Genomic DNA, 26,995 nt, shown 5'->3' with positions numbered 1-26,995 from the left:
CTGCCTTCGCGCCCGAAACCACCGGCCCCGCAACCGAAACCACGAGACGGCCACGACCCACACGGCCACCGCCCGCCTTCATCGCGCGCCGGATCTGCCGTTCCCGCCGCACCGAACCCGGACCGTATCCACGGCCACGTTTGCCCATCTGCTACTCCATTCACTCAGTTGGTATGGACAACTCAGGGCACAAACCCCGCAAGGTTTGCGCCCTGTATAGACCCACCAATTCGTTCGCTATGAAACCGGCGTCAGCCGGGAATTATGCGAAACACGTTTGCCGTACGCCGTCCACAGAGAACCGTCGTTCAGCTTCTTCAACGTGAACACGAACCGCCCGTAGAACTTCGCACCGGAATCCGATGTCGACCTCCGCGAGACTTCCTGGTATCGCTCGCCATTCACCACAACGACGTCGTTCACGCCGAACACGCTCCCAGCTTCAGAAGCTCGGCATTCGCCGGAACTCGCCGACCGAACGTCACCCACGTCGAGTTATCCGACACCCGACGCAACGTGAACCGCGACTGCCCATAGCAAGCCCGCGTCGACGTCGCCATACGCCTTCTACTGAGTACTTGATACATCTCGCCTTCCACGCACACCACACCTGCCATACCGTTTCCCTTTCCTTTGTCCGAACACGGCAGTCCAAGGTGCGCAACAGATGCACACCCTCGACAACCGTCACCGGCGCACGACACAGCAAAGGGCGAGTGCCAGATATCAGCACCCGCCCTTTGCGGTGAACGCGCAACCGGTGAAGTCGAATTCAGGATTCGATGTCGTCGATCTCCCAATCGGAGCGGTCGAAGTAGCTGCGGAGGTAGCTCGAAACCTCCTGTTCGACCCTCTCCTGTGTGATCGAGTCCCGGAACTTGTCCGTGGATCGCGCGCTGCCCTCCAGAGTTACCGTGAACTCGATACTGACCGTGGCCGAGTAGTCGCGCTCGCGGCCCTCCATACCCCATTTCTCCATGAAGTTGTCGAACTCTTCACACAGCTTGTTCTCGTCCGCGAACTCCCGGGCGTCCTCCGCCATCTGATCGCGCCACGTCACCAAGCGGCCGACCTCGGCCTCATACCTACGCAGAGCCCTCATCACCCACGGCTGCGCAATCGTCCGAGGAGTCTCCACGGTGGTTTCGTCCAACCGAACCGAACCTGGATCGAGGAACTTCACCACTGCGCGGTGCGCCGAACCCAGCGGGATCACCGCCACCGATTCGGCATCGGCCATGATTACCGTCCCGCGAACAGGCTCCCCGTGCAACGAGATGCCACGCACTCGCATACCGGTGTCGGTCGCCTTCCGAAGCATCACCTTCGGCCGGACATCCTCCAACGCCGCAGTCATACCTATCTCCTTCACTTGAGAACTAACCGCCGACCACCTAGCCGACAGGTGAGCCACCCCGATCCAAGGAGCGGAGTGGCTCACGTGCCGAATAGCTGCCCTCACGCCGCGACCAACACCCCGGACCCGTTGTCCCAGAGGTGAGACGCCGAACCCGCGTGACGAGCGATGTCCGCGAGATAGTCACCGAGCTCGCCCGCGCCTCGATCCCAGAAGCCAGCGCCGACCCGTTCTCGGTTCAACAGGTAGTTGTGACCGAAATCCGTTGCGCCATACCGGGAAACCCACATGCGGACCGCTAACGGATGAACTTGCAGCAATTCCGAAAACTCTTCTCGCAACGCCGAAACGTACGACGAATCCAGATCCGACGCGTCGAATCGTTCGTCCAACATCGAGTAATGACAAGCGTCCTGCGGATTCCCCTGATGGCAATCGCACGACGGTCGAAACTCGTCATGATGAGTCCACAGCTGTGCATCCACATAGCCGCTCACCATGTCATCCAAGAGCCCCACGACTCTCTACCTTTCTGCCATACAGTCGATCTCCATCGAATCGACAAGTGGCCCAGCACCTCGAAAGATGCTGGGCCACCAACCGACTCGCTCAGTTACACAGGATGCACGCCAAGGACACACAGATTGATCGGTTGCAAAAGGACTGTCTTCGACACAAATCCAGGCGTCTCGCCAGCGAGGCACGACACCGTGTAGGCCCACTCATCGGGCCCGTCCTCCCAGTCGATGGACCACGACCCCGGGCGCAACTCCTCATGATCATGCCCCCGCAGGTTCGGGCCATTCTCAAACCAATCCCAGCCCTGTTCGGAAAAGTGAGTCTTGATCTTCTCCAATACCGATTCCGCCGCCTTGCGCGATACACGTGTCGCCATATCTGCCAACCTCCATCAGAACAGTCGATTCGCTCGAATCAACCAGTGAGCCAGCGCCAAAGACGCTGGCTCACCTACCAATTCGAACCATTTACTCGGCTATGCCAGCCCGGAACGGATCGCAGCTCGCGCCATCGCATCCACCTGTCCCTTTGTCATCTGGCCAGGTGTCAGACTCATCTGCCGCTGCTTTGCCCGGCTGTACCGCCGCGCACTGACAGCGCTGGATGCGAAGTCAGCACCGGAAACAGTGTTCGGGTTCCGCTTGCGCAGAGACTCCTGCGCATAGTCCGCAACCGCGCGCTCGGTCCGCAGAACGGTTGTCTGCGTGACTTCCCGATTCGTCAGATACCGGTAGCTCGTGACTTCCAAGACACGCTTGTAACCGAGCTTCCGCAGGCCCTTGCGAACGCCGACGTTGAGGGGGCTATCTACCCGGATATTGCTCACACGGACCTTTTCGCCATTGTCGTCGAGGTAGGTAAACGCGGCTATGACCACGTGCGCACCTGTCCGAGGATGTGTGTAGACGTCCTTATTTTTCATAGACTTCTCCTGTGGTACGCATTCGTAGAATGCAATTCAATTCAGATTGGTGGATCGCCTGGGAATCGAACCCAGCCAATGGATATGCAGCAGAAGCAACTTATCCAGAAGGGACCTACCGCGACCCGGTAGATATAGATATCGACGTGAGTAAACGCCGCTGTAGCCGTCTCCAAAGGACCGTGACCCCCGTTCGGGGCGTCTACCAGCACACCTGTCCCTAGGTGGCTGCTCACTAGTCTCTGTTGTCAATCCGCCGCAACCCCAATACTCAGGGGCTTGGACACGCTGCGCGGAAGTATCCACTACAGAACACGCTATTGTCTTTTAGGACTAATAGACCGCTCCCGGTCTAATCGGCTGCTTATCACACCGTCCGGCCGTGACGTGGTTGCCCCTATGCGGCGGCCCCACGTGCAGCGAGTGATATCCCGCTAGCACCTCGTTAGCGCATATTCATGCCAATGCGCAGGCTCACAAAACGCGTTGCCTCGCGTCGAAACGCTGGCCTTGCGTCGAATGCCCGATGATTCGGGACTTCCGCCACGCGGTACCGGGGAGGCTGAGCCTCAGAACCCTTGCCCGCTGCCCCTGCCGGGCGGCGTGCTCCAAATATAGGCATGACACCTATATTTTGGCAAGCACTTTCTTTAAGGCGCAGGTCAGAGGATGTTTCTCAGCGAGCCAGCGAGCCAGCGAGCCAGCGAGCCAGCGAGCCAGCGAGCCAGCGAGCCAGCGAGCCAGCGAGCCAGCGAGCCAGCGAGCCAGCGAGCCAGCGTGAATTACATTGCGAGCAGTGCTAAGTCAATGGCTATCGGCGTGTCGCGCGGCCAGCAACTCGGCAGGCATTTACCGCAGCTCACCAGCTAATTCGAGGGGGCCGGGGACCCCTCCCCCGGGGGCGACTCGCCCCCGCACCGCTCTGTGGCTAGGTGCGCATACGGGTTCCGAGGATCTTCGCTCAGGGGGAAGCGGCTACGCCCGGCTGGAGGTCATCGACAGACTGAGCGTGATCCCAAGCTTCTCCGCGTGGGCGATCAGTTGGCTCAGACTGAACCGCTCAACCTTGCCGTTCTTCAGGTAAGAGACGTCCGGCTGGGCAATGTTCAGGATCTCGCGCACCTGTGCCTGGGTGAGCTCGCGCGCGGCAATCTCGTCCTGGATCACGGAGGCGACCTGGCGACGCAGGTCGAGTTCGATGCGGTGCGGAGGGCGTGGGGCCATGCCAGAGAGCATAGGTGTAGTTCCTATAATCTGGCAAGTGGTCCAAGTTGAGGATCTAGGCGTCGACGACCGGGACACCGGAAGTCGGGCAAGCGGCTTCGGTGCCAGGCCAGTTGTGCTCGCGCACTCGAAGATGTCCGGCCCCGTCATTCTCGAAGTCGGCCGTCTGATCGCATGCCGGGCAGGCAATGGTGCTCAGGTGGGTCGCCCCTCTATAGAAGATGGGCTGTCGGTAGACGTCGATCAGCGCCTGCGGTAGTGGCACGGCTTCCATGGCAATGAGGTTACGCGCCCGGACTGACATCGTCGGCCCGATACGAATGGTTGATCATCTGGCCTGGCACGCTTCGCCTTGGGATCATGGTGTAGGGCAATAGTTTTGTGATTCTGGGGCGTGGCTGTGGCGTGGTCGAACGAAGGTCAGAACGATTCGCCTGAGCTTCGGCGTAATCGTCCGCTAGTTCTCGCCCGCGACCGCCGAGAATGCCAATTGCGTCTTCCTGGTTGTGTTTTGGTCGCCTCGGACGTCGATCATCGGGCTAACCGCAAGTCGGGTGGCCTGGACTCGATGGACAACCTGCAGGCGGTGTGCCTGCCGTGTCACAAACGGAAAACCCATGGGGAGTCTCGTGCGGCGTGGAAGGTCAACCGCCGCGCGCTGATTCATCGTGACCATAAGAGAAAGCACCCGGGATACAGATGATTGATCCGTTCGTCACATTTGCCATCACTCTGATCAAGTTCGCGACCTGGGCTCTGCCGGTCATTATCGAGCTCGTCGGTACCTACTCGGCATAAGACTCTTGTCATTTAGCTCGATGCGCGCCGGTGGTGTGATCGCCTCGGTTGCGCTTCGGCTCATCCTCCGTCGTGCGTCCAAATGGTGGACCCCGTCTTCCGGTGGCGGGTTCGAGGTTCGAATCCTCGCGGAGGAACCGGGGAGAAATCCACGAAAGAGGTCACGCCGTGTGGATTGTCATTGCGGCCGTTCTCACGATGGCCGATCAGCTCGCAGAGATAAGGGCATTGCTCATGAGTAATCAGGAAAAGATCGACAGCGTCGCCGACGCCATTGCTGCGATCCGAAACACCGTCGTGAAGATTCACGACGAGGTCAAGAACTTGAAGGCCAACCCTCCGGCTGAGCCCATCGACTTCTCGCGCCTGGACGCGCTGGTTGGCAACCTGCGTGAGCACGCCGACGCGACCGATGGCGAGATCGAGGATCTTCCGGCGGCCTAGTCGCCGGAGTTGGGCCGCCGGTTGGCGGCCCAACCTATGGGACGTAGCTCAGTGGTAGAGCAGCGGTCTCCAAAACCGCCTGCGGGAGTTCGATTCTCCCCGTCCTGGCCACGGGCAGGGGTGCGCCTGCCAGTCCGAGTGTCTGAATCCGGATGAAAACAACGCACTTTCGCTATCAGCCGCGCAGTGCACGCGCGGCAAGCACTACCGGCGACGCCGTCAGGCGAGACCACCAAGACGAAGCCCCGGCAGGGAGACAACTGAATATGGCTGGACGACGACCAGGTCCGCCGCCCAAGAACCCCGATCAACGGGCCCGCACCAACAGCGACCCTTATATCGGTGGTGACGGCTGGACGGAACTACCCGATGAACCCTTCGATGGTGCGATTCCGCCCATCCCGGAGTGGGTGACGTGCAGTGACGCGGCTCGGATGCTCTATACCGAATTGGCGCAGCTGCCTCAAGCACGCTTGTGGGGCGCTGGCACCTGGCTTGAGCTGCACATGTCGCTGCCAGCCGCTAGCCGCTACCTGAGCACAGGGTCCAGCGAAGGATTGAAGGCGCTCATCTCGGCGTGGGGTGTCGCGCTCCGATTGACCGAAGACGACCTCACGAAGGCCCGAATCAAGATCGTCTCCGATGAGGATGACGACCCGGAGGCTCCCGAAGCCGTCGACGACACTGTGGTGTCTTTCGCTCAGGAGCGGCGTGCTCGGCTGACAGGTCGGGCGCGTGCCTCATGACGTAGTCCACCATCCGGAGCATGACCGGGACCGATCTCTGGGATGGCTGTGTGTTGCCTGGCTGGAGTTCTTTGCCGTGCATGGACCTGGCGATGTCGGCGGCGACCCGTGCGCGCCGATCATCGACGAGTACTGCGCATTCTTGGTCGACCTCTACGCCCAGGACGAGACTGGCCGCCGACTCTACGACCACGCCTTCCTAAGCCGCAGCAAAGGCTGCGCGAAGAGCGAAATCGCTTCGTTCGTAGGTCTTTTCGAAGGACTGGGTCCGTGCCGCTTCGCTGGCTGGGCCGAGGGCGGCGAGATCTATCGCGACCCCTGGGGGGCTGGCTTTGAGTACGTCTATGCACCCGGCGAGCCGATGGGCCAAACGCTCAAGAACCCCGAGATCCGCTGCGTAGCAACCGAAGAAGGGCAAGCGGGACTGGTCTACGACACCATCCTGCTCAACTGCACAGAAGGTCCGCTCGCAGTGGCGATGCGCCGCCGCGACGACGCCGGTTTGACGCGCATCCTCATCCCAGGCGGCGGCCGCATTCTGCCGATCTCGGCGTCTTCGGCGTCCAAGGATGGCGGCAAGGAAACCGTTGTCCTGTTCGACGAAACTCACCTCTACAACCGGCCCGAACTGCGCCAGGTCTACAAGACCTTGACCAGGAACCTACGCAAGCGCCGCAAGTCCGCGCAGACCTTCGCCTTGGAAACCTCGACGATGTATGCCCCCGGCGAAGACTCTGTCGCCGAGCAAACCTACGAGCTGGTCAAGGACGCCGTAGCGGGCAAGCTCCGCAAACATCCCCGACAGCTGTTCGACCACCGATGGGGCGACATTCGCCCGGACGAGCTCGACGACGAAGCCAAAGTCCGGGCGGCGCTGATCGACGCATACGGCGACGCCGCCGAATGGAACGACATCGACGGCCTGATCGAAGCAATCGCCGACCCTCGCAACGATGTCGTCTCCTCGTTCCGCTACTGGTTCAACTGTGCGACCTCGGCTGAGAACGCGTGGCTAGCCAAATACGAGTGGGACGCATGCGGCCCCGAAGTTCTGGAATTCCCGCCCATTCGGCCGCGCGACGTGATCGTTCTCGGGTTCGACGGCAGCCGTCGTCGACGGCGCGGCGTGACCGATGCGTCTGCGTTGATCGGGTGCCGCGTCTCCGATGGTGTGGTCTTTCCACTCAAGGTGTGGGAGCAGCCGCCGGGGGTGTTCGCCGAGGGGTGGGAGGTTCCCGAACACGACGTCCACGCAGCAGTCAGGCAGGCATTCGCCGAGTACCGAGTTGTCGGCTTCTACGCCGACCCCGCCCGCTGGGAATCGGTGGTCGCTGGCTGGGAGGCCCGCTACGGCCCCGGCCTGCAGGTGAAGTCGACAGGCCCCCATCCGATCGAGTGGTGGATGACCGGTGAACGAGCCCTCAAGAGCGTGAAGGCTCTTGAAGAGTTCGAAAACGCCGTGCTCGACCAGCAGCTGCGCCATACCGGCGACGCCACCTTGACCGCCCACGTTCTGAACGCTCGCCGCCGCATCACCACCAAAGGTGTCCAGATCGCGAAAGAACACCCAGACAGCCCCAACAAGATCGATGCGGCGGTCGCATCGGTGCTCGCATGGCAGTGCCGACTTGATGCTGTCGCGAAGGGGATCGGATTGCCGCGCAAACGTCGTGTCGCGGCCAGACTGCGTTAGAGACAACTGAATATGGCAGAAGAGGCAACCGCCGGGTCCGATTGGACACCCGAGCAATGGTTCGAACATCTCATGAAAAAGTTCGACGAAGAACTCCCCGAACGGCGAGCGGTCACCGCGAATACCCCCAAAACCAGGCGGGAGCGGTTGAGCTTGTTGTGGTCCTACTACATCGGCGACCCACCGTTGCCGACTGTGTCGGATAAATACAAGCCGACCTTCAAAGAGGTTATGCGAAAAGCGCGATCAAACTACGCGACGATGAGCGTCGATGTCATGACCGATCGCAGTATCCTGCAGGGTGTCACGACCGAAGCAGATAAGGACGTAGACGGCGACGACCTCGGTCGGCAGATCGCAGACGAGTCGGGTTTCGCAGCGCTGCAACGTGATCTGCAAACCTATCTATTCGTCCTCGGCGAAGCGTACGTGTCGATTGTGCCGCCCGCGCCCGACAGTGCTGACGAATTTCCACTGATGCTCGCCGAGGACCCGAGAAACGCAGTGGGACAACGTGATCCCCTCAACCCGCGCAAGCTCACCGCGTTCGTGAAGTTCTTCACCGATGACCTGGCTGATCAGCAGGTGGCGGTGCTGTTCGTTCCTGGCGTCCGGCACACGTGGCGGCGCGAGGTTGGGCAGTATTCGACAAGTTTCAAACTCGACGAGTGGGAGTTGGTCGCTACCGAATCGACGGTTGGCTTGGAACTGCTCGGGGGAATTCCTGCTGTGCGGTTCGAGAACAAGCTGAGCATGGGAGAGTTCGAACCGCACATCGATCTGTTGGACAGAATTATGGACGGGGTTTTTCAGCGCATTGTCGTCGGGTGGTACCAAAGTTTCCGGCAACGCGCGGTACGTGGAAACCTTGATGGCGCTGAGGATTTCAGTCAGGAAGACGATTCCGAGAACTTCATTCGAACCGTCTCTGATGATGAGCTGGTCGACCTCTTTCAGGCCGATCCGGGCGCACTATGGCTTGTGCCGGAAGGCGTAGATTTTTGGGAGTCTGAGCAAGCTGACCTGACCCCATTGATTACCGCGATCAGAGATGATGTCAAGGAGTTCGCCGCCGCGACCAGGACGCCGCTGCATATCATCACCCCGGATGCGGCGAATCAAACCGCAGAAGGTGCAAGCCTCATGCGAGAAGCATTGGTGGACAAGATTACTGACCGCCAGGCGCGGCAGACGAGTCCATGGAAACTGGTGTGGCAGATCGCCTTCGCGTTGGCCGCCCAGGAAGCCCGGACGCGGGGTGTGCGTCTGCTGTGGGCCAAGGTCGACAGGTCCAGCCTGCAGGCCCGCGCCGACGCGATCGCGAAGACTCGAGGAGTGCTTTCCAGGAAGCGCCAGTTGGTCAACATCTTGGAGATGAGCCCTGAAGAGGCGAAACTCAACGAAGCAGAGCTGATTCAGGAATCGATGTCGCTGGACGCTGGGTTCGGCGGATTTGTCGCCCCAGCCGGTGGTGACAGCGTTGCGCGTGCGCAGGCTCAGGACGACGCGCCGACTGAACCGGCGGCGGCCTGATGACGGTGTCGGCGGTGTTGCGCAGAGTGATCCTCTCGCGCGCGGCGCGACGCGACGCGATCATCGCGTCGACCTCTGCCCGGATCGAAGCGCGTTGGCGTCGAACCGATCCCTGGGACGGCGAGGCGGTGGGGGAGTTCGCGGCGGCCGCCGCTGAACTGTCGGTGGCCGCCCAGGGCGCAATGGTGTCGCTGGCAACGGCGGCTCAGCTCGTGTACTTCCGAGAGCTCGGCTTAGAGCTGGAGGACTTCTTTCCCGAGGTGCCGCCGGAAGTGCGGTTCTTCTCCGAAGAAGCCGCATCGCAGTTCGCTAAGCCGACGGTGGTTCTCTCTGGAGGCATTGAGTCGCAGCGGCTTTCGACAACCGAACCGTTCAACCGACCGGCTCGCCAGTACAGAGCAGCAGTGTCGACAGGAACTGATCCTGCGAAAGCTCTTGAAGCCACGATTCAGCGTGCGAAAATCATTGCAGGAACCAATTTGGCTCTTGCAGAACGAGAAGCCGAACATTTGATTCTCAAGGAAGCGACCCGGCAAGGTGTCGCTGTAATCGGATGGCGACGAGTCATCCATCCTGAAGAGTCGAAGTCCGGTTCGTGCGGGTTGTGCATCGCGGCCTCTGATCGCCTCTACACCGTAGAGGAATTGAAGCCTATCCACGATCACTGTTGTTGCGAAACTCTGCCAGTCACGGCCGATAACGACCCCGGGGACGAGCTGAACCGCGAGGATCTGAAACGACTCTACGGTGACGCTGGTGGAACTGGCCGCGAGCAACTGAAGCGGACACGCTACAAAGTCGACAACCACGGCGAACTGCAAGCAGTCCTGGTTCCGGCCCGCCGCGAAACAGTGCCCCGTGAACTCGCGACACAGCGTCAGAAACCTGTGGACCTGGACGCCTTCGCTCGCGAATTGAACGCACTCCCATAGGGACTCACAACCCTGAGTCCATTCCAGGCGGCCCGCCAGGGCGGCCAACACCCCACCCCGACAGGGAACAACTGAATATGAACGAACCGTCCTCGCGCCCCGATGCCAAGACAGGCGAGCCCGCCGACATCGAAACGCCGCCGGTGCCAGATCCGGACACCAGCCCCACGCCGAAGGTCGGCCGCCACGGCTTCCCGGAGGACACTCCGCTGGCCGAGATGAGCACTGAGCAGCTGGTGGCGTATTGGAAGCACCAGAGCCGTAAGCATGAGGCCAACGCCAAGGCTCTCAAGGACTCCGTCACTGCCGAGGATGCGCAGAAGCTGCGCGACCGAATCAGTGAACTGGAAAGCGCACAGCTGACCGACGAACAGCGCGCTCATTCCGAAGCGCTGGAAGCGGCGAAGGCCGAGGCGGCAGCCGCCGCCCGCGACGAGCTACTTCCGCAGCTGCGGGCCGCCGAGATGCGGGGTTACGCCTCGATCGTGTTGGCCGGAGCCAAACTCGACGGCTGGCTCGACACGGTCAACGCGACCGCCTTCCTCGACTCGGACGGCCATGTCGACGGAGACAAGGTGGTCAAGCACCTCACCGACATGTACGGCGACAAGCCGTCTGGTGTGGCCAATGCGCAGCGTCCGAACTTCGGTCAGGGCAGCACCTCGCAGGTCAAGAGCAAGCGCGGTGAGGGTGGGCGCGCCGAGGCTGCGCGACGGTTCGGTTCCGAGCAGACGCCGTGAATTTCTTCTAGTTTCCCCTGGAGGGGTTTGTAATGAGCAATATCGCTGTGCGCCAGACCGGTATCCGGTACGGCGATTCGCGGGTTTGGGTTTACGCCGATCAGTCCGAGCAGAGGGGCCGTGCCTCGGTCACTCTGGACATGTCGAAGTTTACGCCCGCAACCCATTACCCGAAGGGGTACCTGCCATCCGGCATTGTGCTGGGCAAGATCACCGCAAGCGGTTTGTACGGCCCTTATGACAACACTGCCACTGATGGCCGTGAAGTCGCGGCTGGTTTCCTTTGGGACGCATTTACGCCCACCGATACGACCGGCAAGGAATCCGCGCCTCTGTGGGTTGGCGTCGGCCTGATTCAGGAGAACAAGCTTCCTTCCGGGCATGGCCTGGACGCGGCTGCGAAGACCGATTTGGCTGGCTGGTTCAAGTTCTTCTGATCCGCCGCGCGAACAACACAATTGAATAAGGATTTCCATGCCTCTGATTTTTGACGGGCCGGTAACGCCCGATGATGCAACGTGGTTTGTGCGGCAGGTCCCCACGCCAGCGGATCATGTTCTGGCCCAGTTTGTTCCGGACAAGCTCGTCGAAGAGCAGACAGTGCGGCTCGCGAATGTGACGCGGGTGAATCGCACTGCCGTCTTTCGTTCGTTTGATGGCAATATCCCTCAGCTGGAACGAGATTCGTTCACCACTCGCGAAGTTGATCTGCTGCCGATGAGCGTGCAGGGCAACAAGGGCGAGTTGGAGCGTTTGCAGCTGGAGAAGGCCCGCCAGGACGGCGGCAACACGGGTGCGATCACCAACGCCATCTACAACGATCTCGAGTCCGGGGTGCGGGCGATCCGCAACCGTGTCGAGGTCGCTCGTGGCGAGCTCTTGACGACCGGCAAGATCACCCTGAACGAGAACGGGGTCAGCCTCACCGCGGACTATCAGGTGCCTGCCGATCACTTTGTGGCGGCCGCAACGCCTTGGACCACAGTCGCGACCGCGCCGGTCGTGACCGACCTGACCACCTGGGTCGAGAAGTACACCAAGGACGTCGGTGCCCCGCCTTCGGGCATGATCATCTCCCGCAAGATCGCCGGACTGTTGCAGAGGAACGCTGAGTTCCGGGCCTATGCGAACTCGGTCGCGGGCACTCCGCAGATCGTGTCGCGAACGATCGTGAACAGCGTGTTGGAGGATTTCAACCTGCCTCCGATCGCGGCTGTGTACGACACGGTGATCAACGTGCAGGGCGTCGATACCCGAGTGATCCCGGAGGATCGCGTGATCTTCCTGCCGCCCGCGAGCTCGCCGTTCGCCTACGTCGCTTGGGGGATCACTGCCACCGCCCTGGAGCTGGTCTCGGCCGCCCAGACCGACTTGAGCTTCGCCGATGCGCCCGGCCTGACTGGCGTCGTCATCAAGGATGGCCCGCCGTACCGGGAAACCACCGTCGTCGACAGCTTGCTGCTGCCCGTTCTCGAACGGCCGGAAGCGCTGATGGTCGCCGACGTCTTCTGATCACTGGTCGAGCAGCCGGGTGACCGCGTCGACGCGGACACCCGGCACAAATGGGGAAAACGCAATGCCACAACTGAATACCTATGTCCACGTCCAGGACCACACCGGTGAGAACCACGAGTTCGGTCCTGGAAGCGAGATCCCGGCTTGGGCCGCATCGGCGATCACCAATCCCGATGTGTGGGAGATCCCGCCCGCCACCGTTCTCGACAAGCCCGACAGTCTCGCCGACGAGCCGGAAACCGCCAAGCGCGCGCCCCGCAAGGCGACCGCGAAAGCCTCTGGCTAGTGGGCGATTACGCGACCGTCGCCGACGTCACGGCACGCTTCGAAGGCGAACTGGCTCCCGACCAGACGCCATGGATCGAGGCCCGCATCGCCGACGCTGAAGCGCTCCTGAAAGCCAAGGTTCCTAGCCTCGCCGCGTCCGTACTGGTATCGCCGGTCATGACCGCCAATGCGCGCCGGTTGGTCGTCGATGCCGTCCTACGTGTCATGCGCAACCCGACCGGCGCGCGCGAGCAGACCGTGGGACCGTTCCGAGTCTCATACGCACTTGGTGAAAATGCCGCAGCTGCGGTCTTTTTCACTGACGCCGAGCTTGCAGTCTTCGCCCCGCGTCGACGCCGTTTCGGAATGATCGGCGTCAAGGCGGGCCGGTGGGTGTCGTGATGGGATTCGGAGACACGATCACCGTTCTGCGTCGGCCCGCCCGGGACAAGTTCGGCGACCAGTCCTACGACGCCCATCACACCATCGCTGGCGTCGGAATCGACTGGGCTGCAACGAGTGCCGACAACGCCGCCGGTGAAGCACAGTTTCGCGCCAACATCGTCAGCGACGTCGTTCTCTACTGCCCGCGCGGGGCCGACATCCTGGCCTCCGACCAAGTAGAACTGCCAGACGGGCAGCTCTACTCAGTCGTCGGCAAACCCGCACCCTGGAAATCCCCGATGACCGGCTGGGCCCCCGGCGTCGTGGTGAACGCGAAGCGAGTGAGCGGATGAGTTCAAGCTTCGACTACGCCGGTCACCGAGACGGCGACGGTTGGCAAAACCCCGCCATCGCCGAAATCATGGTCGGTCCGAAGATGCGCAACACCATGCGCCGGATCGGCTACCAGGCCCAAGCCCTCTACGCAGGTCGCGCGCCTAGGGTCACCGGCCGCATGGCCTCCCACGTCCGCGTTACGACTCAGCTCGGCAGCGGCAACCTCGGTGCCAAGCCGGACCGGTGGGTCGCGATCGTGGAAGCAGTCACGAACTACTCTGCCGCCGTCGAGTTCGGCAAGGCCCAAACCGCAGCGAAGGGTCACCCTCGGCCCAAAGCCAAACGGCGTGTGACACCCGGCTCTTTCCCCGCTCGCACGCAAGGCGCGCACACCTTCGGTGGCGACAACCGTCGCGACCCGCGCGCGATTGTGGCATGGATCGAGGGCCATTGATGTTCCCCGATGCCGAACTGGTCTGCCTGAACTTGCTGGCCGACCTCGGCTACACATGCACGGGTTTGCCCGATGGTGAGCAGTGGCCGTCGCTGTTCCCGATCATCGCCGTCAATCGCATCGGGGGTGGCGTCGACGCCGAGGGAGTCACCGACAAGGCGTTGATGTCGGTCGTGGTCATCGACGACACCCGCCCCAAAGCCTGGGCCGCCGCCGGGCAGGTCCGCAAGCGCCTGCTGAACTCGGGCGGCACCGAGGTCGAAGGCGTTCTCATCGACGCTGCCGAGGAAGCGATCGGCACTACCCAGGTCCCCGACCTGACCGAGGACAACCGCTTCGTCGATGCCAGCTTCTTCCTCAGCTTCCGAGAGCAGCCCTAATGATTCGCTGCACACGATGCCGAGAACTAAAGGCGGCCAGCGAGTTCCACCGCAACGCGACAAAGGCTGGCGGGTTGGAGCGCCAGTGTCGAAGTTGTGCCGCAGATCGAAAACTGTTGCGCCGCTACGGAATCAGCCGGTCTGACTACAACAGCCTCGTGTCGGCTCAAGGCGGAAGGTGTCGCATCTGTATTCAGCCTCCCGCTAAGGGGCCCTTGGTTGTCGACCACTCGCATCGAGAACCGATGCGAGTTCGGGCGCTGCTGTGCGGCAACTGCAACACCGCGCTGGGGCTGTTTGGTGACAACTCGGTGGTGATGGCGCGAGCCGCAGAGTATATCGGGGCGCAAGACGCGTTCTGACAACTGAATAACAACTGAATATTTGGAGCCTGCTATGGCGGATTTTTCAACCATTCGTGATCTCAAGCAGAAACTGATCCGGAAGCCTTTGGCCGGAGCGGTTCTGCTTGCCCCCTACGCAACGGTGTTGCCGACAAAGTATTTCATCGGTGCGACTTCGGATCTGACCGACCTGAAGACGGCCGGTTTCATGAGCATCGGCCACGTCTCGAAAGAGAACGCGCCCACTTTCACACCGGAGGTTGAAACCTCCGAAGTAGAAGCCTGGGGCCTTCTGGAGTCGGCTCGTATGGACATGATCTCCCGAAAGACCACGATCGCCTGGACCGGTTTGGAAACCCACAAGCTGAACCTGGAACTGTGGTCGAACGCTGACCTGTCGAACGTGAAGTACGACGCCACCACCGGTGAGACCGCCTACGCCGATCCGGTGGAACCCTCCATCACCTATCGGCGCGCGGTGTTTCTCTCCGTCGACGGCGCGGGCGCGAACCGCATCTACATGATCCGCGAATGCCCCAAGTTCAGCGTGACCGAAGTCGGTGAGCAGCAGCTCAACCAGGAATCGGCGATCGAATACCCGATCACCGGCCGCGCGTTCGTCGACGACGTCGCCGGATACAGCATGCGATACATCTTCGGCGGTCCCGGTTGGAAGGCCCTCGCCGCCGACGCCGGTTTCGAGGCAGCGACCCCGTAATCGACCTCGAACTCCGCTCTGGTGCAGGTTCCTCCCCGGCCTGCACCAGAGCGGCCCTCTCGAACTGCCGGGGATAACCTCCAGGAGAAACCGATGTCGCCGTTCCCTGTCACTCTCACCGCGCCGGACGGTCGCGAATACCTCTGCTACAACGCAGTGGAACTCAATAATCTTGTATGCGCCGGGTATGTGCGGAAGACTGAACCTCAGACAGCGCGAGTCCCCGCCGAAACCGGAAATGACGGTGCGGGTAAGACCGGTAAGGCTGTCGTCGAATCGCGCCCGGTAGCGCGAGATCCCAAGTAGCACTGACAAACAACTGAATATCGGGGAGTAACCTATGGCTGCGAAGAAGACCGCGCCAAAGATCAGCCGCTGGGCCAAACTCAAGGCCGAGGCCAAAAAGAACTACAAGCCCGCTGAACCCTACGTTTTCGATGCCGTCGACCCGCCGGTGTTGATTTCCGCACCCGATTCCCTGGAACGCTCGCTGGCGCTGGTAACGCTGCTCGACAGCGCAGGCACCGTCGCGGTCCGTGACCTCGAATCGCTGATTCAGGCGCTGGTCGGTCGCGACGCCTTCCCATTGGTTTGGGACGAGATCCGCGATGAGCCGGTCGAAGTGACGATGGCGCTGGTCGAAGACATCAACGCCCACTTCGATGCCGCGCCGGACGAGAGCGCCGCTGAACTGCCGGGGGGAGAGCAGGACTCGTAGTACTGCTCCAAGAGCACTGCGAGTCCATCGAATGGGACCTCCACCAGTACTGGCAGATCGATCTAGTGGACTTCGTGCGCGGACACTACGGGTGGCCCAAGCTGTATCGCTTCCTGTCCAACCTCCCACACGGGTCGCGATATAGAGCCGCCCAGGACATGGACGAAGACCTTGCCCGCCGCATCGTCGACCTCGAAACACTGAGGGAGACAGCAGGTTTAGCAGAGGCATCCGAAGACGAGCCGTCTTTGCCTCGGGTGACCTCGTCAGCCGGATACAGCCAAGAAACCTACCTGCTGATGCTGCTGTGCGACTACGTCCAGCAGCTCACCTCCACGGTGATCGCGGTGAACCTGCCGAAGGGCAAGAAGCCCCCCAAAGTCCGGCCTCTCCCGCGTCCAGTATCCGCCGTAGACCGAGAACGAGCCCGACGCGAGAAGCAAGAAGTTGACGCCACCCTGGCGGAACTGGGGTTCTGACAACCGAATAGAGGATCGGAAATGCCATCACGATATAGCGCGGGCACCGCGAAGATCGCGATGGCTCCCGACGGCACCGGCCTCAAGCAGAAGTTCGAGGCCATCGCTCAAGCGGCCGTCGCTGGCGTCGTCGCTCACATCCGCCTCGAGGTCGACACCGCCGAGGCCCGCGCGGAAATCGAAAGTCTGCCCGACAACAAGCGCGTCAAGGTCGAAGCCTACGTCGACGAAGTCGCCCAGAAGCGGGCAGAGAAGCAGATCCGCGAAGGCTTCAACCGTGCAAGCACCGTCACCCCCACGGTCGACAACAACGCAGCCCGCCGAGCCGGGCGCACGGCTGGCGAACAGGTCGCACGAGGCCAAGCTGAGGGACAAGCACGCGCCGCTAAGCGATACGGCAGACGTGAGGGCCTGGTCCTCAAAGAATTGGCACGCTACCCGCGCCTCAACGACACCCAAAAGCGACTGGCCGAGGCGATGCAGTCGGCAGCCCGCCAAGTCGATCACGACAACGCCGCCGCCGGGCAAGCGGCCGCGCTCACCGGCGATGCACAGCGCCGTTATCGTCAGGTCAAACGGTTGCGGTTCCGCGCCGATGCGGTCTCCGGCAACACACCGGAACTGGAACGATTGCTACAAGGCGCGGTCAAAGCCGCGCGCGGCACCGAGCTGGAACGGCAACTCCGCGACGCGTACAAGAGTGCGCTGGGCGACGACCTCAAAGCGGTCAAGAACCGCACTGCTGGCGGCGGACGGAACATGCGCCGCTCCGAGCGCGCGCGCCTGGTCCAGCAGCTGCAGGAAGCACTGGCCTACAGCGAGAACGAAGGTACGGTCGGCGCGCTTCCCGGCCGCTCGGGTCGCCAGCTACTCACCCGACTGCAACGACTGCTGCGCGAAACCGAAGCCCGATACAACGCGGCCGCCGCCACCGAAACCTCCCTGCGGCAGAAGCCGCAGCAGTCAGCAGCTCGATACCGCGCCGCCCGCAAAGCGTTCCAGAAATCCAGCCCAGATCCTGATCCTGACGGCACCGAGATCCGCCGCATCTTCGCGCGCCCAGCGTCCTCCTCGGATCGCATCCGTGAGAAGGCCCAAAGCATCCTCAGAGACCGGCCGTTGGGGTCGGCACTCGAAGACGATCGGCGCGCCATCCGCAACGCCGCCCGGTCCGCCGAGCGCTTGGACAACGCAGAACGCGCCGTCACAAAGACCCGCGTCGCCTACGAGGCCGCGACCAACGCAGTCAACGCGGCGGAAGCCCACCATGCCGAGCTGCAGCGCAACTCCGCTGCCACAGCCGAGGAAACCGCGCGCGCCGAACGGACAGTCGCAGCGTTGCGTGCCCGCCGCGTCAGCACCGCCGAGGACTACTCCTCGGCCATGCTGCGCCGCGACTACTCCCGCAAAGCATTCCAGCGCGACGAAGGCACCCTCGACCGCCGAGTGAACCTACCGATTGCCCGCCGCATGTTCGAGGGCATCGATCAAGGCACCACCAAGGCTCTGAGCAACTTCACCGAGAAACTGTTGCTGACCGGCCGACTGCTCACCGCGACAAGTCAGGTCGCCGCCGGTACCGGATTCGCGCTGGCCGCTCTCGGCGCGGTGAATCTGGTGCCGCTGGTCGGTTCGCTGTTGCAGGCGGGGTCGGCCTTGGCAGTACTGCCCGCCCTCGCCACCGGCGCAGCTGCAGGTATCGCCGCCATCGTGGTCGGCAGTAGCGGCGTCGTCGCGGCGTTCAAAGCCGCCAGCCAACTGACCAAGAACTCCGAGGCTGACACCAAGGCCCGTGAGTCAGCCGCCAAACGAGTACAGCAAGCCCAGCGCTCGGTGGAGGACGCCTACCGGTCGGCCTCGCGAACGGCCGTGCAGGGGCAAGAATCAGTCGCCTCGGCCGAACGCAGCCTAGAACGCGCACAGCGCACCGCCCTGGACGCGCAGAAGAGCCTGAACGACGCCCGCAAAGCCGCCGCGCTACGCATTCGCGACGTCAACGACGCCCTACGTGGTAGCGCCACCTCGGAGAAACAGGCGTATCTCGCGACCCTGCGAGCCCGGCAAAACCTCGCCGAAGCCTTCTCCTCCGGCGACGCGGACGGCCTCGACATCGCCGAACTGCAGCTCGCCGTCACCGCCGCTGACGAGGATTACGAAGCCGTCCGCCGCCGCAACAAGCAATTGCGAGAAGAGGCCACCGAGACAAACCGAGCGGGCATCGAAGGCGACGAAGGTGTCGTCAACGCCAAGCGGTCAGTCACTGACGCCATCGAAGCTCAGGCCGAAGCGCAGCGCGACCTGCAACGCACACTGCGCGATACCGCTGAAGCCAACGCCGATGCTCAGCGCGGCATCACCGAAGCGCTGGAGGCGCAGCAGGAAGCGTTCGCCGCCGCGACCGAGAATGCATCGAGCTGGGAACGCAAGTACCAGGAAGCACTGAAGAACCTCTCGCCCCGCGCCCGGGAATTCGTGGAAGACCTTCGCGCGATGGGCGATTCATGGCGCGCGCTACGAACTCAGGTGCAAGACAGCCTTTTCGACGGTCTCGGTGACGAAGTCCAACTGCTCGGGGACAAGCAACTCCCCACACTCAAGGACGGGCTGACCGGGATCGCCACCGGCATCAACACGGGGCTTCGCAGCGCCGTGAGATACCTGACGACCGACCTCGCGCAAACCAACCTCGAAGCCTTCTTCACCAACACCAGCCGCGCCGCCGTGCTGGCAGGTGATGCGTTCGCGCCACTGACACAGTCACTGCTGAATCTGTCGACGACAGGATCGGCGTTCTTGCCTCAAATCCTCGGCGGCGTAACCGAGGTGATCGAGAAGTTCGACGACAAGATCGGCAAAATGCGGGCCAGCGGCGAGCTGGCCATGATGATCGACTCCGGCATCGAGAAGTCCAAACAGCTCGGCCGAGTGATCAAGGAATCCTTCGGAGTCCTCCAGGCGGTCTTCCGCGCAACGAGCAGCCAGGGCGACTCGATGCTTGACGGTCTGGAACGCCGTGTCACCGAGTTCCACCAGAAGCTGGATTCGGCTTCGGGCCAGAACTCGCTGCGCGCGTTCTTCGACGGCGCTCGCGACGCATGGAACGACCTCTACCCGATTCTCGCCGACGTCGTGAAAGTCATTGCCCGCGACGTGATTCCGGCCTTCCAAAACGTCGGTGGCCCGATCCTGAACTTGGTCGGATTACTGGCGAGCATGTTCGCTGCTGTCTCGGAGTTGATTCCGGCACTGGAGTGGCTGGTCACCGGCGTTCTGGCGATCAAAGCGTTCAACGCGGTCTCCGGCATTGTCACCGCCATCTCCGGCGGCTTCTTCGCAGCCTCCCGGAATGTGGATGTGTTCAACAACCGAGTCAACGGGATGGCCACCCGCAGCGGTGCGCTAAGCCGCGTCCAGAACACGGTGTCTGCGATAGGCGGGGGCCTGGGCCGCTGGAGCGGCATCATCGCTGGCGTCATCCTCACGGTTGGCCTTCTGGGCTCGAAAGCCTCTGACGTGGCGTCCAAGATCCAGTCCACCAAAGATGTGTTCCAGGGCTGGGCCACCAGCGTCCCGGATTTCCGTCGCGACCTCACCAACGCCTTGAACGAGGCGGACGGCATCGCCGACGAAAACGTGCGCGCCAAAATGGCCAACAGGTTCCGGGAATTCCAGAAGGGCTTCGAACAGCTCAAGAACAACGAGGTCAGTACCTTTGGTGTGCTGATGTCGGCGCTCGGCGCTGGCCTCACCTTCAACAGCGCAGGACTGAAGGGGACCGACTGGGACTACAACGCGGGCGGCGTCGAGTACGGCAAGAACGCGCTGACATCCCTTGAACGGCTACGCCTTCCAGTCACCGACATCAGCGACGCCCTGGTGGGCACCAACGCTCAGTTCGATGCATTGGTCGCCAAGGTCCGAGCGACCGGCACCGAAGGTGAAAGCCTCTTGCCGACGCTGAAATACCTGCGCGCGGAGTTCAACGACTCCGTGCGCGATGCCAGCCGGATGGCCAGCGCCTACGACAGCATCCGCAAGAACTCCACCGGCGCAGCGGACGCTGTCGACAAACTGACAGCAGCATTCGAGGCTCAGCGTCGCGACGCCACGATCCTCGAAGACGCCGAGCAGTCCGCCAACGCCGCCTTGGACAGCATCAGCGAACTCCTCAGCGGAAATCTGGTCGGCGACAACGGCGAACCCATGTGGCTGGCCAGCCTGATCAAGGCCAACGGCGAAATCGATACCCTAGACAACTCCGGCCGCCAGCTGCGCGACAGCCTCAAACAACTGTCCACCAGCTTCGCCGAAGTCGGTTCGGCCGCCTACGTTTCGGCCCGCGACGCTGGCAAGTCCGAAGCTGAAGCTCACGCAGCACGCATCGAAGCCATGCAGGGTCTACAGGACCGCCTTCGGCAGATGCTTGTCGACGCCGACGTTCCCAAGCAGAAGATCGATGACCTGCTGGCCTCGTTCAGGTTGATCCCTGAAGCGCTGGCGGACCCGCTCAAGGTCGATCTGGATACCGAACCAGCGAAGGCCAAACTGAACGACCTCGCCGAGCACGCCGCCAAGCTCGCCACCACCGACCCTGCCTGGTTCGGCGACAACGCCGACCCGTACAACACCGGGTTCACCGCGAATCAACGCGCAACGCTCGACAAGCCTTCCACCCCCACCGAAGTGCTCACCGACCGCGTCCCCAGCCTGGACAAGAGCGCACCCAAGATCGCGGCGATGTCGCGCGATCAAATGATCGACTTCCGCGCTCAAACCCTGCGCGCGCTCGCGAAGAACCCCAGCCCTATCGAGTACAGCAACCTGATCACGGAGCTGGCCGCCTACAACCGCGCTCTCGGCGTCGCACCGGGATACCTGGGCGGAATCGTCAGCAGCCGCAACCAACGCACCGCGCCAGGCACCGCCACGCCCACTACGCCGGGCCCGCAACCAAACACGCCACCGGCAACGACCGACCCGGCCACCACACCGGCCCCGTCGACGACGCCCGCACCAGATGCCGCCGCACCAGCACCGACACCCGCGCCCGGCACCGATACGCCCGCCGAAGTCGCCCCTGCCGCCGCACCGGACTTCACATCCAGCGCGACGAATTTCAGCGCCTTCGCCGACACGGTCTCAGGGGCGTACGACAAGCAGATCGCGCCAGCGCTCACTGGGATTGCGGACAAGACCGCAGCGATGGCCTCAGCGATCGTCGACGCTCGCAAACTCGCCGAACCCGCGCTCACCGAACTCGGCATCGCGGCTGCCGGACTGAACATCACCTTCACCCAGCAGATCGCCGAAGGCGCACTGGTCAGCTTCCAAAAGCTTCGCCCGGCAATGGGTTTGGACATAGCCGACATCACGTTGGACATGTTCCCCAAGCTCAGTACCGCTCTCGAAGGCTTGACCAACAACTTCAAAACCGGCGTCGGCGCGATCTGGCTGCACTGGTCCGGCGTCAAACGCGCGCTGGCCGAGCCCATCAAATGGGTCCTCGAAAACGTGATCAACAAAGGGCTACGGGATGCGTGGAACGCTCTCCGGCAGGTCATGCCCGACCTGCCGGAATGGACCATCACCGTCCCCACCATCGAGGGCTACTCCAGCGGTGGCCTCATCCCCGGCTACCGGCCAGGCCACGACGACCGCACGATCATGGTCGGCCCTGGTGAGGCGATCATGCGTCCAGAATGGGTCCAAGCAGTCGGGCCCGGCTACGTCCACGCCGCCAACCGCGCTGCCCGCTCCGGCGGCATCGGGGGAGTGCGCCGCTACCAAGACACCCTGCAGCGTTACGCCACCGGCGGCATCGTCGGCACCCGCGACCCCCTCGAACCGGTCCAGCAGTCGCTATGGGACGCGGTACGCGCAGCGTTCCCCAAGGCCGTGCTCACCAGCGCCAAACGCTTCGCGCCGGTCGGCTCCGGCTACGACTACCACATGCAAGGCCGCGCAATCGATCTCGGCGGCCCCATGGCTGAAATCGCGCGCTGGATCTACGGCAGATACCCGCAAAGTACGGAGCTGATCCACTGGCCGTTGCAAGGCTGGCAGAACCTCAAGAACGGCCGACCGCTGGCCTACGACCAGAAAACCAACGACGGCCATCGCGACCATCTTCACTGGGCAAACCTCGGCAAGATCCTCAGCGACGGCCGGATGATCTCCATGGCCGCCGGAAGCGGAACCTATCTGTCCGGGCTGCAGGACCAGATCCAAGACCTGTTGGTCAACCCGCTGATGGACCTGCGCGGCACCTTCCCCGACTGGGGAACCTCGCTGCTCGGCGGCGCATTGCCTGAAGCGTTCGGCGGGCGAATCATCGACGCCGCAATCCAATCGGTGCAGAACTCGCCCCTAGCAGGCGCACTACCTGGAGCGTGGAACCTCAGCGGTGGCGTCCAGCAGTGGCGGGGCCTGGTCGAGAAGATCCTGAAGGAGAAGGGCCAGAACCTCAGCGAGACCGACCGCGTCCTTATGCAGATGCAAAGCGAATCCGGCGGCAACCCGCGCGCGATCAACCTCTGGGACTCCAACGCCAAGCGCGGGATACCGTCCAAGGGGCTGATGCAGGTCATCGATCCCACGTTCCAGGCGTACAAAGATGCGGGCTACGAGGACATCTGGGACCCCGAAAGCAACATCAGGGCCGCCATCAACTACGCGCTACGCGACCCCAAATACGGGTCGCTGGCGGCAGCGTTCCAAGGCAAGGGTTACGACCAAGGCGGCATCCTCCCGCACGGCGGCATCGGCTACAACACCAGCGGCAAACCCGAGCTCGTGCTGACCAACGAGCAGATGACCAAGTTCGCGGAACTGATCAAGGCGTTGGCCAAGACCGCGCAGCTCACCGTCCCGGACCTCGATGGTGCCGACACCACGGGATTGCTCCAGGCCGCCGCCGAGGTGATTCCCCAGGTTCAGGACGTGCTGCGCAAGCTCATCGCCAAGGTCAGGCAGGCCCAAGGCGACGCCCCGGAGTCAGGCGACACCGAGCCCGAACCGCTTCCGATCGACAACGCCGACCCTCCTGCCTCGGACGCGGTCAATCCCGACGACTACACCGATACCCCCGTCAGCGACGAGGACCGGTACGGACCCACCAGCCCCAGCACCCCCGCCGCTGAGCAGTGGATGTCTCCCGAACAGTTCGTCAACACCTTCGGCCCGAAAGCGGGGTCGATCGTCGGTGACTTCTTCCAAGCCCAGTGGGACGGCGTGAGAAGCGACCTCGGATTGAGAGATTCCGGGTTCCTCACCAAACTCGCGCAAAACCACAACCAATTGCGCGAGGGCGGTAACCAGGTCGCGAAAGTCATTGAGCAGCACGTGCATTACCACGTATCGAACCTGGATGAAGCGATGAGGAAAGAACAGCTGCGTCAGCGGCAACAGGCGGCTGGCTACATCCGCAGATAGTACAGAACACCTAAAACTGAATAGCGACAACTGAATAGGACGACCCATGGCAAGAACACTTGTCGAAGTCGAGGGGTGCAACGGTCAATGGTTCACCATCTCGGGCATCGGCTTGGGCCAAGAAGGCGTATGGCTCGGAACAGACGTCGAAGGGCTCTGGGACGCGCCCGTCAAAACGATCTACGGCTCCCACGCTTCCCAGATCGGCAGCACATACTTTGCGAAACGGAATCTGCAGCGGGACATCGTATTCGGTGTCTCCATCGGCAACACCTCCGATAAGTCGTGGCAAGAGGCCGATTCCGATTGGCGCAAAGCGTGGGCCTACGACCGCGACACCCGGCTGTGGATCACGACCGAGGATTCACGGCGCTACCTGAAACTTCGCCTGGGCGAGCAGCCGCAGTTCACCCCGGAACGCGACCCCAACATGACCAAGGTCGAAAAAGTCGTGATGACCTGCGTGGCGGCGGACCCGTGGTGGTACGAGGACGACGCCACAGACGCGTTCACCGCGACCGGTGCCACCGACTCCGGCGAAGTCACGATCTCCAACCCCACCGACACCGAGATCTGGTTGCAGTGGATTCTGCAAGGTCCCGGCCGCTGGGTGGTCCCCGACTTTTCGTGGGGCGACAACAGGTTTCGCCGCGACGAGGAAGACAAGTACCGCAAAATCTCACTGCCGCTAGCCAATCCAGATCAGGTTCTCTGGGTAAACACTGATCCGTTCGAGGATCAATTGCGCGACATGAACGGCTCCCAGGTGTGGTCGCTCATGAATGGCGTCAGCTTCATGTACCCGCTGCCAGCGTGGACGCCTGAAACCAAGGTCCCGGTCTCAGTGACCCAAACGCAGGCCGGAGCGGGCCTGCAAGTGCGCTGCCCGCGCACCTGGTCGCGGCCGTGGGGGCTGCAATGAACACCAGCATCGACACGATCGATTTCGACGCCATCTTCGCCGAGCTGACCCATGCCAAGCACCTCGAACGCGAAGCCCGCCTATCGCCCGCATATGTGCGTTTCTGGGACGGCGACTGGAATTTGCGGGGCCCGGTCAACCGCATCAATTCAGCAACCGTCATCGAAAAAATGAACGAAACCGGCACCGCGACCTTTGACTTGCCGATGGACTATTGGATGTCGGAATGGGTCATCGATGTCGACGGCCGCACTACCGACAATATCCACTGCACAGTGGACCGCGACGGCGTCCGCTGGTCCGGCCGAATGGAATCGTTCACGGTCATCAAGAACGACGACGGAACCGAATTCCTCCGCATTCTTTTTCGCCACGACTATGAAGAGCTCAAGCACGTGTTGGTGTATGCCAACCCCTTTGTCTGCCGCCCCATCCTTAATTGGATGGGGCGGCAGGCAAAGAGCCTGATTCCTTCCTCCCGAGGTGCAATTTCCAAAATTGTGGCTCCTTTTCGGGCCCGCTAAATGGGCATGCAAACTTACCGCCCAACTGGCCATTATGCGCCTTATGGGCGGATGGTGGATGCTTCCGCCCGACCCCCTTGATCCCGCCGGTTGGGAGAATTTCAGACCGGAGAACTGGTCAATGGTCGTCGCGCCAGGAGCAATCGGCGAAGACCATTCTCCGCTCGCCCTGGTCTATTCGCGGTTCAAATCCATCCACGACTGCACGCGTAAAGTTGTCGAAGACGCACAGCTGATTTGGACGTTCCGCAGATACTTGCCCGGCGACGAGCCGCCATGGCCGGGCGCGAACTTGCGATTCGGCTGCTTGGTCATCGACCTCGTCGACAAGAGCGGGGCCACCTCCACGGCAGGCACCAGCTTCGGCGGTGACCTTTTCAACGGCCTGACCAGGGAATGGATTCCGATCGGGGAAAACGGGCTGGGGGAGACCGTCGAAATCATCGACGACCCCAGCACTCCGCAGGAGTACAGCGACCCCGGATTCCTGGGCACCCTTCCCGAAGCGCCATGGGTGATCTATCGAGACGGAATCCACACCGGAATTCAAAGTTCGGAATTCACCTACAAACCAGCAACCGATGTGCGAGTCGTCGCGGGCGGGCATTCGATGCCTGGAGTTGTTTGCCCCCTCCCCTGAAAACGGGGAGGGGGCAAACGACGAATAGTCAACGAAGCCATTTCTGCCGGAATTCGCCTGGTCGGCGCGATCCTGGGCGCTATCCCTGGCGTGCCTGACCTCGGGGGTGTCGCTGCGGAATTGCTGGAGCCATTGTTCAGCGACGTGCTGTTCGCATTCGGCGCGCAAGGAATCCCGGGGAGAAAATCGAAACTCGGGTGGTCCACCTACGGCGAACACTTCTGCGAAGGCGGGGACCGCGCATACTCGCTAGCTTGGCTAATTGCCATGCGCACGGGCAAATGGGTGACCCGCCAGCAGACCAGCCACGAAGTCATTGTCGCTGACGGTGCACCCTACCGAATCGGGCAACGCGGACTCGGCCATTTCTATCTCGGCGACCGCGTCGGCACCACCGTCCGAGGAATGAAACCCGGCCGCGTGTTCGTCGACCAAGTCAGCGAAGTCGCATTGGCCTGGGACCGCGATACCGCGCCCGTCTGGCGAATCACCATCGGGCACCGCGACGAAAAAGACCCGGTCATCAAAGCCTGGGAACAACTGCAAGAAATCCTGAGTATTCTGCAAGCGCTAGGAGTGCTGTGAACAACCCCGCCGAAGAGGAAAAGCGACGACAGATCGACGCCCTCAAAGCCACCCTGGTAAGCGTGCCCGGCATGGGCACCTCACCGGCGATCGTGCCACCACCGCTGGCTGAACAGTGGGCAGGCCACCAATACGAACTCGGCGTACGGGTACACCCCGAGCTGGCCACCAAAAAGTTCCAACACCCCTTCCGTGGACCCCGCACCGCATATAACCCCGCCGGAACCTACGTCTCACCCGACGAACCCGAGCCCGAGCGGTTCGCGATCCCCAAAGTCTCGGACTACACCCGCGACGAACGAGAAGGACTGATTGCGCAGCTGCGCGAACTCGGCGACATCCAGGACAGCACCCCAGAACCCAACGTCGCCTTCGTCATCGACAGCTAAT

31 protein-coding genes and 1 tRNA gene are annotated in these 26,995 nt (G+C 62.3%); 25 read left to right on the top strand and 7 right to left on the bottom strand.

The features are described from left to right. Window positions 1-237: 237 nt before the first annotated feature. The 7 genes from AB0I43_RS04830 to AB0I43_RS04800 all read right to left on the bottom strand — a co-directional run bounded on the left by AB0I43_RS04830 (window position 238) and on the right by AB0I43_RS04800 (window position 4,296). A complete protein-coding gene (locus AB0I43_RS04830; protein WP_357431314.1) occupies window positions 238-423 on the bottom strand; it encodes a hypothetical protein in 186 nt (61 codons plus the stop codon). Window positions 424-772: 349 nt separating this feature from the next. Beyond that, the gene (locus AB0I43_RS04825) at window positions 773-1,357 is read right to left on the bottom strand and encodes a hypothetical protein (RefSeq protein WP_357431312.1); all 585 of its coding nucleotides are present in this window, start codon (window positions 1,355-1,357) and stop codon (window positions 773-775) included. 101 nt (window positions 1,358-1,458) lie between these two features. Further along, a complete protein-coding gene (locus AB0I43_RS04820) occupies window positions 1,459-1,875 on the bottom strand; it encodes a hypothetical protein (RefSeq protein WP_357431310.1) in 417 nt (138 codons plus the stop codon). 95 nt (window positions 1,876-1,970) lie between these two features. Beyond that, a complete protein-coding gene (locus AB0I43_RS04815; protein ID WP_357431308.1) occupies window positions 1,971-2,252 on the bottom strand; it encodes a hypothetical protein in 282 nt (93 codons plus the stop codon). 99 nt (window positions 2,253-2,351) lie between these two features. Continuing rightward, a complete protein-coding gene (locus AB0I43_RS04810) occupies window positions 2,352-2,798 on the bottom strand; it encodes a hypothetical protein (RefSeq protein WP_357431306.1) in 447 nt (148 codons plus the stop codon). A gap of 975 nt (window positions 2,799-3,773) precedes the next feature. Next, on the bottom strand, window positions 3,774-4,022 hold the full coding sequence (locus AB0I43_RS04805) for an XRE family transcriptional regulator (protein WP_357431305.1): 249 nt from the start codon (window positions 4,020-4,022) through the stop codon (window positions 3,774-3,776). Window positions 4,023-4,077: 55 nt separating this feature from the next. Further along, window positions 4,078-4,296 carry a hypothetical protein gene (locus AB0I43_RS04800; protein WP_357431303.1) on the bottom strand — a complete coding sequence of 73 codons (219 nt, stop codon included), beginning with the start codon at window positions 4,294-4,296 and terminating at the stop codon, window positions 4,078-4,080. 120 nt (window positions 4,297-4,416) lie between these two features. On the opposite strand from AB0I43_RS04800, the gene AB0I43_RS04795 reads away from it, so the two are divergent. From AB0I43_RS04795 to AB0I43_RS04675, 25 genes are all read left to right on the top strand, one after another. Continuing rightward, on the top strand, window positions 4,417-4,725 hold the full coding sequence (locus AB0I43_RS04795; protein ID WP_357431301.1) for an HNH endonuclease signature motif containing protein: 309 nt from the start codon (window positions 4,417-4,419) through the stop codon (window positions 4,723-4,725). Window positions 4,726-4,988: 263 nt separating this feature from the next. Further along, window positions 4,989-5,264, top strand: a complete 276-nt coding sequence (locus tag AB0I43_RS04790; protein WP_357431299.1) for a hypothetical protein — start codon at window positions 4,989-4,991, stop codon at window positions 5,262-5,264. A gap of 37 nt (window positions 5,265-5,301) precedes the next feature. Continuing rightward, window positions 5,302-5,375 (top strand) — tRNA-Trp (locus AB0I43_RS04785). Window positions 5,376-5,530: 155 nt separating this feature from the next. Continuing rightward, on the top strand, window positions 5,531-6,010 hold the full coding sequence (locus tag AB0I43_RS04780) for a hypothetical protein (protein WP_357431297.1): 480 nt from the start codon (window positions 5,531-5,533) through the stop codon (window positions 6,008-6,010). After that, a complete protein-coding gene (locus AB0I43_RS04775) occupies window positions 6,000-7,703 on the top strand; it encodes a hypothetical protein (RefSeq protein ID WP_357431295.1) in 1,704 nt (567 codons plus the stop codon). Before AB0I43_RS04780 ends, AB0I43_RS04775 begins: the two co-directional genes overlap by 11 nt. A gap of 12 nt (window positions 7,704-7,715) precedes the next feature. Beyond that, entirely contained in the window at window positions 7,716-9,236 is a 1,521-nt protein-coding gene (locus tag AB0I43_RS04770) for a phage portal protein (protein ID WP_357431293.1), read from the top strand. Further along, the gene (locus AB0I43_RS04765; protein ID WP_357431291.1) at window positions 9,236-10,168 is read left to right on the top strand and encodes a hypothetical protein; all 933 of its coding nucleotides are present in this window, start codon (window positions 9,236-9,238) and stop codon (window positions 10,166-10,168) included. The genes AB0I43_RS04770 and AB0I43_RS04765 overlap by 1 nt, the downstream gene beginning before the upstream one ends. Before the next feature lie 77 nt (window positions 10,169-10,245). Next, window positions 10,246-10,908 carry a hypothetical protein gene (locus AB0I43_RS04760; RefSeq protein WP_357431289.1) on the top strand — a complete coding sequence of 221 codons (663 nt, stop codon included), beginning with the start codon at window positions 10,246-10,248 and terminating at the stop codon, window positions 10,906-10,908. A gap of 32 nt (window positions 10,909-10,940) precedes the next feature. Then, window positions 10,941-11,345: a head decoration protein gene (locus AB0I43_RS04755; RefSeq protein WP_357431287.1), complete on the top strand. Its 405-nt coding sequence runs from the start codon at window positions 10,941-10,943 to the stop codon at window positions 11,343-11,345. A gap of 37 nt (window positions 11,346-11,382) precedes the next feature. Beyond that, complete coding sequence (locus AB0I43_RS04750; protein ID WP_357431285.1) at window positions 11,383-12,420, top strand: major capsid protein; 1,038 nt, start codon at window positions 11,383-11,385, stop codon at window positions 12,418-12,420. A 64-nt stretch (window positions 12,421-12,484) separates the two neighbouring features. Beyond that, window positions 12,485-12,709, top strand: a complete 225-nt coding sequence (locus AB0I43_RS04745) for a hypothetical protein (RefSeq protein WP_357431283.1) — start codon at window positions 12,485-12,487, stop codon at window positions 12,707-12,709. Then, entirely contained in the window at window positions 12,709-13,092 is a 384-nt protein-coding gene (locus tag AB0I43_RS04740; protein WP_357431281.1) for a hypothetical protein, read from the top strand. The genes AB0I43_RS04745 and AB0I43_RS04740 overlap by 1 nt, the downstream gene beginning before the upstream one ends. Then, entirely contained in the window at window positions 13,092-13,427 is a 336-nt protein-coding gene (locus AB0I43_RS04735) for a hypothetical protein (RefSeq protein ID WP_357431279.1), read from the top strand. The genes AB0I43_RS04740 and AB0I43_RS04735 overlap by 1 nt, the downstream gene beginning before the upstream one ends. Beyond that, window positions 13,424-13,864 (top strand): hypothetical protein, encoded by a 441-nt coding sequence (locus AB0I43_RS04730; RefSeq protein WP_357431277.1) that lies wholly within the window; start codon window positions 13,424-13,426, stop codon window positions 13,862-13,864. Before AB0I43_RS04735 ends, AB0I43_RS04730 begins: the two co-directional genes overlap by 4 nt. Further along, window positions 13,864-14,244 (top strand): hypothetical protein, encoded by a 381-nt coding sequence (locus AB0I43_RS04725; protein WP_357431275.1) that lies wholly within the window; start codon window positions 13,864-13,866, stop codon window positions 14,242-14,244. Before AB0I43_RS04730 ends, AB0I43_RS04725 begins: the two co-directional genes overlap by 1 nt. Continuing rightward, entirely contained in the window at window positions 14,244-14,606 is a 363-nt protein-coding gene (locus tag AB0I43_RS04720; RefSeq protein WP_357431273.1) for an endonuclease domain-containing protein, read from the top strand. The genes AB0I43_RS04725 and AB0I43_RS04720 overlap by 1 nt, the downstream gene beginning before the upstream one ends. Window positions 14,607-14,628: 22 nt before the next feature. After that, the gene (locus tag AB0I43_RS04715; RefSeq protein ID WP_357431271.1) at window positions 14,629-15,306 is read left to right on the top strand and encodes a hypothetical protein; all 678 of its coding nucleotides are present in this window, start codon (window positions 14,629-14,631) and stop codon (window positions 15,304-15,306) included. Window positions 15,307-15,646: 340 nt separating this feature from the next. Next, window positions 15,647-16,024 carry a hypothetical protein gene (locus AB0I43_RS04710; protein WP_357431269.1) on the top strand — a complete coding sequence of 126 codons (378 nt, stop codon included), beginning with the start codon at window positions 15,647-15,649 and terminating at the stop codon, window positions 16,022-16,024. 158 nt (window positions 16,025-16,182) lie between these two features. Next, window positions 16,183-16,503 (top strand): hypothetical protein, encoded by a 321-nt coding sequence (locus tag AB0I43_RS04705; RefSeq protein WP_357431267.1) that lies wholly within the window; start codon window positions 16,183-16,185, stop codon window positions 16,501-16,503. A gap of 21 nt (window positions 16,504-16,524) precedes the next feature. Continuing rightward, entirely contained in the window at window positions 16,525-23,934 is a 7,410-nt protein-coding gene (locus tag AB0I43_RS04700; protein ID WP_357431265.1) for a transglycosylase SLT domain-containing protein, read from the top strand. Window positions 23,935-23,980: 46 nt separating this feature from the next. Continuing rightward, entirely contained in the window at window positions 23,981-24,856 is an 876-nt protein-coding gene (locus tag AB0I43_RS04695) for a phage tail protein (protein ID WP_357431263.1), read from the top strand. Further along, the gene (locus tag AB0I43_RS04690) at window positions 24,853-25,380 is read left to right on the top strand and encodes a hypothetical protein (protein ID WP_357431261.1); all 528 of its coding nucleotides are present in this window, start codon (window positions 24,853-24,855) and stop codon (window positions 25,378-25,380) included. Before AB0I43_RS04695 ends, AB0I43_RS04690 begins: the two co-directional genes overlap by 4 nt. 58 nt (window positions 25,381-25,438) lie before the next feature. Further along, window positions 25,439-26,020, top strand: a complete 582-nt coding sequence (locus AB0I43_RS04685; protein ID WP_357431259.1) for a hypothetical protein — start codon at window positions 25,439-25,441, stop codon at window positions 26,018-26,020. 90 nt (window positions 26,021-26,110) lie between these two features. Continuing rightward, entirely contained in the window at window positions 26,111-26,605 is a 495-nt protein-coding gene (locus tag AB0I43_RS04680; protein ID WP_357431257.1) for a hypothetical protein, read from the top strand. Next, window positions 26,602-26,994, top strand: coding sequence for a DUF2744 domain-containing protein (locus AB0I43_RS04675; RefSeq protein ID WP_357431255.1), 393 nt, complete (start codon window positions 26,602-26,604; stop codon window positions 26,992-26,994). The genes AB0I43_RS04680 and AB0I43_RS04675 overlap by 4 nt, the downstream gene beginning before the upstream one ends. Window position 26,995 lies beyond the last annotated feature (1 nt).

Origin of the sequence: Nocardia sp. NPDC050435 (assembly GCF_040655395.1) — a bacterium.
Classification (GTDB): domain Bacteria; phylum Actinomycetota; class Actinomycetes; order Mycobacteriales; family Mycobacteriaceae; genus Nocardia.
Note: the sequence above shows the minus strand (reverse complement) of the source record. Positions and strands in the feature narration are given on the sequence as shown.

Excerpts from the sequence above, each read along its gene's own strand:
- AB0I43_RS04815 (WP_357431308.1), bottom strand. The coding sequence starts at position 2,252 with ATGGCGACACGTGTATCGCGCAAGGCGGCGGAATCGGTATTGGAGAAG.
- AB0I43_RS04760 (WP_357431289.1), top strand. The coding sequence starts at position 10,246 with ATGAACGAACCGTCCTCGCGCCCCGATGCCAAGACAGGCGAGCCCGCC.
- AB0I43_RS04720 (WP_357431273.1), top strand. The coding sequence starts at position 14,244 with ATGATTCGCTGCACACGATGCCGAGAACTAAAGGCGGCCAGCGAGTTC.
- AB0I43_RS04750 (WP_357431285.1), top strand. The coding sequence starts at position 11,383 with ATGCCTCTGATTTTTGACGGGCCGGTAACGCCCGATGATGCAACGTGG.
- AB0I43_RS04685 (WP_357431259.1), top strand. The coding sequence starts at position 25,439 with ATGCTTCCGCCCGACCCCCTTGATCCCGCCGGTTGGGAGAATTTCAGA.
- AB0I43_RS04825 (WP_357431312.1), bottom strand. The coding sequence starts at position 1,357 with ATGACTGCGGCGTTGGAGGATGTCCGGCCGAAGGTGATGCTTCGGAAG.
- AB0I43_RS04710 (WP_357431269.1), top strand. The coding sequence starts at position 15,647 with ATGGCTGCGAAGAAGACCGCGCCAAAGATCAGCCGCTGGGCCAAACTC.
- AB0I43_RS04755 (WP_357431287.1), top strand. The coding sequence starts at position 10,941 with ATGAGCAATATCGCTGTGCGCCAGACCGGTATCCGGTACGGCGATTCG.
- AB0I43_RS04695 (WP_357431263.1), top strand. The coding sequence starts at position 23,981 with ATGGCAAGAACACTTGTCGAAGTCGAGGGGTGCAACGGTCAATGGTTC.
- AB0I43_RS04780 (WP_357431297.1), top strand. The coding sequence starts at position 5,531 with ATGGCTGGACGACGACCAGGTCCGCCGCCCAAGAACCCCGATCAACGG.
- AB0I43_RS04700 (WP_357431265.1), top strand. The coding sequence starts at position 16,525 with ATGCCATCACGATATAGCGCGGGCACCGCGAAGATCGCGATGGCTCCC.
- AB0I43_RS04690 (WP_357431261.1), top strand. The coding sequence starts at position 24,853 with ATGAACACCAGCATCGACACGATCGATTTCGACGCCATCTTCGCCGAG.
- AB0I43_RS04800 (WP_357431303.1), bottom strand. The coding sequence starts at position 4,296 with ATGGAAGCCGTGCCACTACCGCAGGCGCTGATCGACGTCTACCGACAG.
- AB0I43_RS04705 (WP_357431267.1), top strand. The coding sequence starts at position 16,183 with ATGGACGAAGACCTTGCCCGCCGCATCGTCGACCTCGAAACACTGAGG.
- AB0I43_RS04770 (WP_357431293.1), top strand. The coding sequence starts at position 7,716 with ATGGCAGAAGAGGCAACCGCCGGGTCCGATTGGACACCCGAGCAATGG.
- AB0I43_RS04810 (WP_357431306.1), bottom strand. The coding sequence starts at position 2,798 with ATGAAAAATAAGGACGTCTACACACATCCTCGGACAGGTGCGCACGTG.
- AB0I43_RS04730 (WP_357431277.1), top strand. The coding sequence starts at position 13,424 with ATGAGTTCAAGCTTCGACTACGCCGGTCACCGAGACGGCGACGGTTGG.
- AB0I43_RS04725 (WP_357431275.1), top strand. The coding sequence starts at position 13,864 with ATGTTCCCCGATGCCGAACTGGTCTGCCTGAACTTGCTGGCCGACCTC.
- AB0I43_RS04765 (WP_357431291.1), top strand. The coding sequence starts at position 9,236 with ATGACGGTGTCGGCGGTGTTGCGCAGAGTGATCCTCTCGCGCGCGGCG.
- AB0I43_RS04805 (WP_357431305.1), bottom strand. The coding sequence starts at position 4,022 with ATGGCCCCACGCCCTCCGCACCGCATCGAACTCGACCTGCGTCGCCAG.
- AB0I43_RS04745 (WP_357431283.1), top strand. The coding sequence starts at position 12,485 with ATGCCACAACTGAATACCTATGTCCACGTCCAGGACCACACCGGTGAG.
- AB0I43_RS04735 (WP_357431279.1), top strand. The coding sequence starts at position 13,092 with ATGGGATTCGGAGACACGATCACCGTTCTGCGTCGGCCCGCCCGGGAC.